This window comes from Bradyrhizobium huanghuaihaiense, from assembly GCF_007830635.1.
GTDB lineage: Bacteria > Pseudomonadota > Alphaproteobacteria > Rhizobiales > Xanthobacteraceae > Bradyrhizobium > Bradyrhizobium huanghuaihaiense.
On record NZ_VLLA01000034.1, the window covers coordinates 52,264 to 59,950 of the forward strand.

At 65.2% G+C, this 7,687-nt stretch carries 6 protein-coding genes and 1 pseudogene; 5 read left to right on the plus strand and 2 right to left on the minus strand.

Annotated features, from left to right (window positions below; genetic code table 11):
- Positions 1-152 precede the first annotated feature (152 nt).
- Positions 153-1,769, plus strand: a complete 1,617-nt coding sequence (locus tag IQ16_RS39055) for a B12-binding domain-containing radical SAM protein (RefSeq protein WP_018646173.1) — start codon at positions 153-155, stop codon at positions 1,767-1,769.
- Between the two features lie 4 nt (positions 1,770-1,773).
- On the opposite strand, the gene IQ16_RS39060 is transcribed toward IQ16_RS39055, so the two are convergent.
- On the minus strand, positions 1,774-3,162 hold the full coding sequence (locus IQ16_RS39060) for an MFS transporter (protein WP_026312484.1): 1,389 nt from the start codon (positions 3,160-3,162) through the stop codon (positions 1,774-1,776).
- A 170-nt stretch (positions 3,163-3,332) separates the two neighbouring features.
- On the opposite strand from IQ16_RS39060, the gene IQ16_RS39065 reads away from it, so the two are divergent.
- From IQ16_RS39065 to cax, 3 genes are all read left to right on the plus strand, one after another.
- Positions 3,333-4,394 (plus strand): isocitrate/isopropylmalate dehydrogenase family protein, encoded by a 1,062-nt coding sequence (locus IQ16_RS39065; RefSeq protein ID WP_026312485.1) that lies wholly within the window; start codon positions 3,333-3,335, stop codon positions 4,392-4,394.
- A 239-nt stretch (positions 4,395-4,633) separates the two neighbouring features.
- Positions 4,634-4,975: a UBP-type zinc finger domain-containing protein gene (locus IQ16_RS39070; RefSeq protein WP_244636026.1), complete on the plus strand. Its 342-nt coding sequence runs from the start codon at positions 4,634-4,636 to the stop codon at positions 4,973-4,975.
- Between the two features lie 114 nt (positions 4,976-5,089).
- Complete coding sequence (gene cax / locus IQ16_RS39075) at positions 5,090-6,190, plus strand: calcium/proton exchanger (protein WP_026312486.1); 1,101 nt, start codon at positions 5,090-5,092, stop codon at positions 6,188-6,190.
- Between the two features lie 89 nt (positions 6,191-6,279).
- Here the strand turns inward: cax and IQ16_RS39080 are convergent, their stop codons facing one another.
- Positions 6,280-6,735: a hypothetical protein gene (locus tag IQ16_RS39080; protein WP_018646176.1), complete on the minus strand. Its 456-nt coding sequence runs from the start codon at positions 6,733-6,735 to the stop codon at positions 6,280-6,282.
- A 240-nt stretch (positions 6,736-6,975) separates the two neighbouring features.
- Between IQ16_RS39080 and IQ16_RS39085 the strand changes: the two are divergent.
- Positions 6,976-7,242, plus strand: a pseudogene (locus tag IQ16_RS39085) (VOC family protein); the annotation flags it as partial.
- Positions 7,243-7,687 lie beyond the last annotated feature (445 nt).

Genomic DNA, 7,687 nt, shown 5'->3' on the forward strand with positions numbered 1-7,687 from the left:
AATGCCAGATAATGCGGCCTGAAGCGACGCCCGGCGGTGAACGCGGGTTCCAGGCCCCGACCGCCGCTGCGTTGCGGCGACAGTTTGTCCCTTTTGCAGGGGTGCAAGACGGAAATGCTTTGCTACACTGCACCCGAGTCAAAAGGAGTTCCATGAACGTGCCGGGTCCCAACGTGCTAATGCTCTATCCGCTGTTCTCGGCAGAGTCCTTCTGGAGCTTTGGCGAATCCTGCAAGGTGATGGGCGTCAAGCGCCCTGCGGCCCCTTTGGGCCTGATCACGGTCGCCGCGATGTTGCCCAAGGACTGGACGGTCCGGCTGATCGACTGCAACACGCAAGCTTTCGGCGACGAGGATCTCGCCTGGGCCGATGTCGTCTTCACCGGCGGCATGTTGCCGCAGCAGGCCGACACGCTGCACCTGATCGAGCTCTGCCGCGCCGCCGGCAAGCCGGTGGTCGTGGGCGGGCCCGATCCCACCTCCAGCCCCCACATCTACGAGAAGGCCGACTTCCGGGTGCTCGGCGAGGCCGAAAGTGTCATTGACGAGTTCATCGCCGCCTGGGAGGGCGGGGCCCGCTCCGGCGTGTTCACCGCGCCGAAATTCCAGGCCGACGTCACCAAGACGCCGGTGCCGCGCTTCGACCTGCTCAAATTCGAGGACTATCTCTATATCGGTGTGCAGTATTCGCGCGGCTGCCCGTTCACCTGCGAGTTCTGCGACATCATCGAGCTCTACGGCCGCGTGCCCAGGACCAAGACGACCGAGCAGATGTTCGTCGAGCTCCAGACGCTCTACAACATGGGCTATCGCGGCCATCTCGACTTCGTCGACGACAATTTCATCGGCAACAAGAAATCGCTGCGGCAGTTCCTGCCCCAGCTCGCCGAATGGCAGCGCGCTCACAACTATCCCTTCGAGCTGTCGACCGAAGCTTCGGTCAACCTCGCCGACGATCCTGAATTGCTGGAGCTGATGGGAGCTGCAAATTTCTTCGGCATCTTCGTCGGCATCGAAAGCCCGGACCCCGCGACCCTGGTCGCGATGCGCAAGAAGCAGAACACGCGGCGCAACATTGCCGAGAGCATCCACAAGATCTACGCCGCCGGCATGCTGGTCACCGCGGGCTTCATCGTCGGCTTCGACAACGAGAAGGTCTCGATGGCGGAGGCGATGATCGATTTCATCGAGGAGGCCGCGATTCCGGTCGCCATGGTCGGCCTGCTCTATGCGTTGCCGAACACGCAGCTGACGCGCCGACTCGAGCGCGAAGGCCGGCTGCATACGGGCCACGATGTGGCGCCGACCATCGGTGCCGATCAGTGCACGGCCGGCATCAACTTCGATCCGGTCCGCCCGTTGCGCGACATCCTGATGGACTACAAGCGGGTGCTGGAGCACATCTATAGCCCGGCGGCGTATGCGAGGCGCGTCGACCGCCTGATGACGCTGCTCGACCGTTCCAGGCAGCGCCCCGAACTCGCCGAAGGAGATATCCGCGCCAGGCTCGGGGCGATGGAGACGGTGCACCGCGTCGTCACCGCCCTTCCCGAGGCGCGCGGGCCGCTCTGGCAGACCTTCATGAACTGCGCCAAGCGCGACACGTCATCGGCGCGCATTGCGGTGCAGATGATTGCCGCCTATGCGCATCTCGGGCCGTTCTCGCGCAAGGTCATCGAAGCCATCGACACGCGCCTCGCCGCGCTCGATGACGAGTCGGTCGTCCCCGCGGCGACGATCGACGTGACTGCGGCGCGGCACCTGGCCTGAAGCCTTACTTCACCGCGAGCCGCAAAAAGCTCATGACGCTGCCGAGCGCGGCAAAGCCCGCGCCGAGGGCCAGCGCGACGGTTGCGCCGTCGTGGCCGGCAAGCGCAAAGCAGAGCGCGGCGAGCGCCGCGCCCGTGGTCTGCCCGGTCAGGCGTGCGGTGGCGACGATGCCGGAGGCGCTGCCGCTGCGATGGGGCGGGGCGCTCGACATCACCGCCTTCATGTTCGGCGCCTGGAAGAAGCCGAACCCCATGCCGCAGATCACCATCCGCCAGATGATGTCGGGGATGGCAGGGTTGGACGGCAGCATCGCGAGCAATGCCATGCCGAGGCCAAGCAGCACGAGGCCGATGCCGCCGAGCAGGCCGACCGCGTGGCGGTCGGACAGGCGTCCTGCGATCGGCGCCATGATGCCGACCACCAGCGGCCATGGCGTCATGAAGAAGCCGGTCTCGACCTGCGAGCGCCCGAGCACGTCCTCGAAATAGAACGGCAGCGAGACGAAGGCGAGGCCCTGGACGGCAAAGGAGCACACCGCGGTCGCCGCCGACAGCGCGAACATCGGCCGGGCGAACAGGTCGATCGGCAGCATCGGCGCGGGATGGTCAGCATGGCGGCGCGTCAGGATGAAGCCGAACGCGATGGCCGCGACCAGCTCGATGCCCACGACAACCGGCGACAAATTGTGCGCGGCGCTGCCGATGCCGGTGATGAACAGGCCGAGGCAGGCCGACGCCAGGATCGCGCCGAGGAAGTCAAAGCCGTGATCGGCCCGCGGCGTCTTCGGCAGCATCGCAAAGCCGATGCCGATCGCGACCAGGCCGAACGGGATGTTGACGGCGAACAGCCAGGGCCACGGGCCGAGCGCGAGGATGGCGGAGGCGATCGAGGGGCCGAAGGTGAAGGCGGTCGCGACAACAAGCGCGTTGTGGCCGAAGCCGCGGCCGAGCATGCGGCCGGGATAGACGAAGCGCACCAGCGCCGTGTTGACGCTCATGATGCCGCTGGCGCCAAGGCCCTGCAGCGTGCGCGCGACCAGGAGGCTGTCCAGCGACCACGCCACCGCGCAGAACAGCGAGGCGATGGTGAACAGGATCAGGCCGCCGAGATAGATGCGCTGGTGCCCGACGATCTCGCCGAGCGCCCCGAGCGGCAGCAGGGTCGCCACCAGCGCGATCTGGTAGACGTTGACCACCCACACCGACTGCTCCGGCGTGACGTGCAGATCGGCGGCAATGGCGGGCAGTGCGATGTTGGCGATCGCGGTGTCGAGCGAGGCCATCGCCAGCGCGGTGAAGATCGCAGCAATGGCCCAGCGCCGCTGCGCTGCCGGAAGGCCGTCGGCGGTGATGTGGTCGGGCTCGCGCGCGGCGGCAGGTAACGTGATTGTCATTGCGCTGGCGCGTTGCTCCGGCGGCGTGGCTGAGAGGACTTTTGGCATGTACTACGCCGAAGGCAGCTTCCACAGGCATATGCTTGCATGCTGTGTATGCGCGAAGATGAGGCGATGTTGCCTTGCGCCGGCGTATGATCGCGCCGGCTGCCGCAATATGGGGAAACGCCATGCAAATCGTCGTTCTGCCCGGTGACGGCATCGGTCCGGAGATCACGACCGCGACATCGGGCGTGTTGCGCGCGGCCTCCGAACGCTTCCAGCTCAATCTCCGCCTCGAGGAGCATGCGGTCGGGCATGCGAGCCTGAAGCTATCGGGCACGACGGTGCGCCCCGAGCTGCTCGACATCGTCCGCGCCGCCGACGGCCTGATCCTGGGGCCGACGGCGACCTTCGACTTCAAGGACGAAGCGCATGGCGAGATCAATCCATCCAGGCATTTCCGCAAGAACCTCGATCTCTATGCCAATGTCCGGCCCGCGCGCACCTATGAGGGGCGGCCCGGCCGCATCGGTGATTTCGACCTCGTCGTGGTGCGTGAGAACACCGAAGGGTTTTATGCCGACCGCAACATGGAGCAGGGCAATGGCGAGATGCTGGTCACGCCGGACGTCGCGATCTCGCTGCGCCGGATCACGCGCCTGTGCTGCGAGCGTATCGCGCACGCCGCCTGCCGGCTCGCGATGAAGCGGCGCAAGCATCTCACCATCGTGCACAAGGCCAATGTGCTGAAGATCGGCGACGGCATGTTCCTCGACATCTGCCGCGCGGCGGCGAAGGGCTATCCCGGCCTTGCGGTCGACGACATCCTGGTCGACGCCATGATGGCGCATGTGGTGCGGAGCCCCGACCGTTTCGACGTGATCGTCTCGACCAACATGTTCGGCGACATCCTGTCCGATCTCACGGCGGAGCTTTCAGGCAGTCTCGGCCTCGGCGGCTCGCTCAATGTCGGCGACCGCTACGCGATGGCGCAGGCCGCGCACGGCTCGGCGCCTGACATCGCAGGCCAGGACGTCGCCAACCCGGTCTCGCTGATCCTGTCGACGGCGCTGCTGCTGGCCTGGCACGGCGAGAAGACCAGCGCCGTGCGCTATGAGGAAGCCGCGCGTGCGATCGAGTCGGCGGTGGCGAAGGCGCTTCGCGAGGGCAGGGCGACGCGCGACGTCGGCGGCAAGCTCGGCACCATCGCGGCGGGGGCGGCGATCGCGGAGATCCTGCAGGCGGAGTGAGAGGCCTCTTCGCTTTTTCTTGGGGCCCAAACAAAAAAGTCGGAAAACAACCCCATGCACAGTAGAACGGCCCTTGATCGATAAGAGATTTTCGCGTCGCGCCACGACGGCATCCGCAGCCGCGATCAAGTTGACCCGTCGGGCAAAACACTGGCAGGATGCGATCGTGGCGGATCGCGGCGCAAATGCATCTGCGGCCACGGCACGTACTTCCAGCGGGTTGACCTATGAAGTCTGAGATGGATGGCATCAACCTCGCAGCCAAGCCAAGTGGAACGGGTTGCGTGGAATGCTCGGCTGCAGGCGGGTGGTGGCTGCATCTTCGCCGATGCGTCGAATGCGGTCACATCGGCTGCTGTGATGCTTCACCCAATCAGCATGCATCGAAGCACAACGCGGCGACAGGGCACCCGATCATCACGAGCTTCGAGCCGGGCGAACGATGGTTTTACGACTATCGCACAGGAGAGGCTTTCGCCGGCCCGAAGCTTCAAGGCCCGCAATCGCATCCGTTGGATCAGCCGGTGCCCGGACCCGCCGGAGCGGTGCCTCCGGACTGGCAAACACGGCTGCATGAATAGGCGATAGGCGGCCCCCGGCGACATGGCCCCCGCCCACGTTGAGCCAGATCAATACTCCCCCAGCAGGCCCGCCGGACCTTCCCATCAGCGCAGCGATGGAAAAGGACGGCCCATATGCAGACCCTGCTCAGGGAAATCCGCGATACCCCTTTGCTCTGGATGCTGGCCTTCGTGCCCATCGTGCTGCTGGCCGAAGCGGTGGCCCCGCATTCCCACACGCTGCTGTTCGTGCTGGCGGTGCTTGCCATCGTGCCGCTGGCGGCGCTGCTCAGCCACGCCACCGAAGCGGTCGCCGCGAAGACCGGCGATGCCGTGGGCGGACTGCTCAATGCAACCCTCGGCAATCTGACGGAGCTGATCATCGCCATCACGGCGCTGCGCGCAGGCCAGTACATGCTGGTGAAGGCCTCGATCGCGGGCGCGATCGTCACCAACGCGGTGTTCATGCTGGGGGCCTGCCTGCTGCTCGGCGGCCTGCGCTACCACGTGCAGGAGTACAACCGCGCCGGCGCGCGGCTCTCGTCCGGCCTGTTGCTGATGGCAACCGTCGCCCTGCTTGCGCCTTCGGCGGTGGCCGATCTCGATCACCTGCCGCAGGACGGAGGTGTCATTCACAAGCTCAGCGTCGGCATTTCGGTCCTGCTCATCGTCGCCTATGCGCTCGGCCTGTGGTTCTCGCTGGGCACGCACAAGGAATTGTTCGCGAGCGCCGATCACGGCGACGACAAGGAGGCGCACTGGCCGATCGGGATAGCCGTCGGCACGCTGCTGGTCGTCACCGTGCTGGTCGCGCTGGTCAGCGAAATCTTCGTGGAATCGGTGCAGAAGGCGGCGGAGACCTTCGGGATGAGCCCGGCCTTTGTCGGCTTCATCATCGTTTCGCTGGTCGGGGCCGCCGCCGAATTTGCGGTGGCGTTCGCCGCGGCGCGCAAGAACCGGCTCGACATGGTCGTCAGCATCGCGCTCGGCAGCGCCTCCCAGATCGCGCTGTTCGTTGCGCCCGCGCTGGTGCTGCTCAGCTACGTCGTGGGACCGAAGCCGATGGACCTGCAGTTCTGGCCGGGTGCCGTCACCATGGTGATGATTGCAACGGTCACGGCAACCTTCATCACCACCAGCGGACGCTCGGCATGGTTCGTCGGCGCGCTGATGATCTTCATCTACGCGGTCTTCGCGCTGACGCTGTATGTGGTCCCGCCGGCGGGCCAGGGATGAAGTAGTGCTGCCCGTCGGCGCGTGAGTTGGCTCATCGGCGAAGCGCGGCTCGTGGCGAGCCATCTTCCGAAGAGGCGAATACGTTCCCGCTAGTAGGCCCAGTAGCTGCCGGAAGGCGCGCAATAATCGCCGCCGTAACCATAGCCATCGTCGCCGCCATACCCGTAATAGGACGCGGCCGGATAGCCGTAGGCGGGATAACCGCCATAGTAGCCGCCATAGCTTCCATAATAGGCGCTTCGCGCGATCGCGCCGCCGACGACCGCGCCGGCGACGCCGTAACCGAGGCCGCGATATCCGTAGCCGCGATAGCCCCAGCCTCCACGATAGCCGTAACCGCCACGGTAACCCCAGCCGACGCCGCGATAGCCGTAGCCGCCGCCACGCCAGCCGCCGACCCAGCGCACTTCGGTCGTGGCCTGATCGACCATCGATTTCATCGTCGAAAAATGCGTCGGGATCGGCCCGGCCTGGGCGCCCGTACCGAGCAGCACGGCGCTCGCAGCTGCGAGAACGAGGCTACGCAGGGAATTCGAGGAGGTCATGGTCGATCATCTCCTGGGCTAGGGCGGCGCGTTCTGCGCGGCCATCGAGCTTATTCCGTTGTGGCGCTACCGTGGCGGCGTTGATCTGGATCAAGCATCTGGGCGGGGCAGCGGGACGCGAAGGCCGCCTGACGGGCGCAAGTCGATTAGAGAGGGGAGACGTTTTTCGGCTCGGCAGTCGTTTCGGCTTTGACCAGCAGGACCTGTTAAGTGCTTCTCATCGAAGACCGCTTTTGACCCCAGCCGATCCGAGCGAGCGACTTCGGTATCACGCACTTCGCTCTCTACACCGACGACATCGACGCATCGGTTGAGCGCTTCGAGAAGGCGGGAGGCACCCCGCTCACCGCGCCGCGCGCTATCCCCTATGCAACCGAGAAAGGTCCTGGAAACAAGGTCTGCTACTGCCGCATGCCCTGGGGCACGACGATGGAATTCATCACCACGCCGGACCGCATGGCCTATCATGACCAGACGGATCTGCGCAGGTGGCAGGACGAGGACTGAGCAGGGCGCGAAAAGGAAACCGACCGCTTCTGGCCCATCGGCGAAGCGCCGACACCGCTCACTGTGGTCATCAGCTTAGTGGCGTGGAGCCGACTAGATTTGCTCACGCTGAGTTCTTCGCCTTTGACCCGAATGTATGGTCCGGCCGTGCGTAGCAAGAGGTTCGTCGATCAGGTGGTGAGTGGTCTTGCATCAATGTATCCGGCCTTTGATTGGAGCATTCTCTCCGGGCCATCATGGATATCAGCGCGCGTGCGTTCTCATTAGCGGACAGGCCTCGATTGGGCCATTTGGGTCACCAGTGTTCGCATGCGCCGGGAAGACCGAACCTCCATCTCGTCTCATCCTCTCGCAGACCTTGGCTGGAACCTGTTGATGGGGTTACGTCATCGCTTGCTCCTCCTACCTCGCAGTTCCTGTGTTCGAGCCGGGGGCCGTTCCTTCG